The following is a 1,653-nucleotide window of genomic DNA, read 5'->3' on the forward strand; positions in this document are numbered from 1 at the left end:
TCGTGGGGCGGGTCGGCCGCCCAGACGGTCTCGATGAGGTCCTGGGCGGGGGTGGCGCGGCCGGGGTTCAGCGCGAGGGCAGCCAGGAGTGCACGGAGGCGGGGGCCGCCGATGGGGAGGGTGGTGTTGGTGTCGTTTCGCGCCTCTGTGGCGCCCAGGATTAGGTACCGCACGAGGTCATTGTGACGGGTTCGCGGGTGGTTTCGGGGGCTCCGCTCAATCGCCGGACGGGCTTGAGAGGGGCCGGTCGTCAGTCGCCTGTTGGGCTTGAGAGGGCTGATCTCGGCGTGCTTCGGATTCCCGACTGGCTCGGGACCACTCCGCCTGCCACCGCCCTCTGGCGCGGCGCCGCCGTGCCCGTCCAGCAGGTGCCTCTGCGGGAGAGGAGGCGGCGCAGCCAGAGCTCCGTGGAGATCAGGTCGGCCAGGCCGTCCAGGGGCAGTGGTTCGCCCTCCGAGGCCGCGCGGAGCGCCTTGCGGACCACTCTTGCCTCGATCAGGCCCGCGTCCGCCAGGAGCGGGGCGTCGAAGAGTTCGATCAGGGTGGAGACGGAGGAGCGCAGGCCCGTCCTGAGTGCGGCCGCCGAGCTCGCCTGGGAGGTGGCTCCCCAGCCCGTGGGGAGGTCGCGTACCCCTGCCCCGGAGAGGACCTTGCGGAGGATCTCGCTGCGCGCTCCCGGCTGGACGCGGAGGGATTCGGGGAGTGCGCGCGAGGCCCGTACGACCTGGTTGTCCAGGAACGGCGCGTGCAGGCGCTGGCTCCGCACCTCTGCCGCCTGTTCGAAGACCCGGTGGTCCGACGCGTAACGGGCGAGCGAGGCGCGGGCGCGGGCCTCGCCGGGGCGCTGGACGGAGGTTGGGCGGCTCGCGGACGCCTGGAGGCGTAAGGAGACCTCGGCCAGTGCCTCGCCCGTCAGCCAGCGGGCCGCGGGTCCTGGCCGTGCCCAGGTGAGCGCCGCCAGGGTGACGTCCAGAGTGGTGCCCTCGGGCGGGAAACGGTGGTGGAGCAGGGCCTCGGCCGTCGCTTCGATGCCGGCGCGGTAGGGCGTACGGGAGAGGCGGCGGGCCGCCCGGTAGAGGGTGAAGGGGAGGAGCAGCGAGCCGTCGGCCCGGGCGAGTGCTGTCACCGGGCGGATCAGGTGGCGGCGGCGACGGTCCATCAGGAGGTCGGCGAGGCGCGCCGGGTGGGCGTCGAGGACCTGGCGTGCGCCGTCGCCGACGAAGTGGTCGGCGCTGCCGGAGGAGAGGCGGCGGCGGTGGCGTTCGGCCGTGATGAGGGAGGGGCCCGGTTCGTCGGTGAGGGGGCCCGTCTCCAAGTCGGCGTACGGGAGGGCCTCTTCGCCCGCCGCGACGACCACGTGGTGCAGGCGGGGGTTGGCCGCGATGGCTCCCGCCCGTTCGAGCTCGGGTTCGCGGTCCTGCGCGAGGAGGTCGTTGAAGGTGACGGCCAGGAGGCGTTCGCCTGCTCCTGTGCCGTGGCCGAGGATCGTCCCCGGCACGCCCGGCAGGCCCGCCGCGAGCAGCGCGAGGGTGGCCGATGCGCTGCCGCCGGAGAGGTCGGCGCCGATGCCGGGCGCGGGTCCGCCCCCTCGGGCGGCGCGCCGCTCGGCGGGGCCCATGCCGGGGACGGGTCCCGGGTCGGGGAGCGGGGTTT

1 protein-coding gene is annotated in these 1,653 nt (G+C 74.7%); it reads right to left on the reverse strand.

Going from position 1 to position 1,653, the window contains the following annotated elements; genetic code table 11:
• Positions 1-250 precede the first annotated feature (250 nt).
• Positions 251-1,653 (reverse strand): asparagine synthase-related protein (locus tag J0695_RS17125; protein WP_242552784.1); only part of this gene is annotated, 1,403 nt, incomplete at its 5' end.

The organism is Streptomyces beijiangensis (assembly GCF_017315755.1).
Classification (GTDB): Bacteria; Actinomycetota; Actinomycetes; order Streptomycetales; family Streptomycetaceae; genus Streptomyces; species Streptomyces beijiangensis.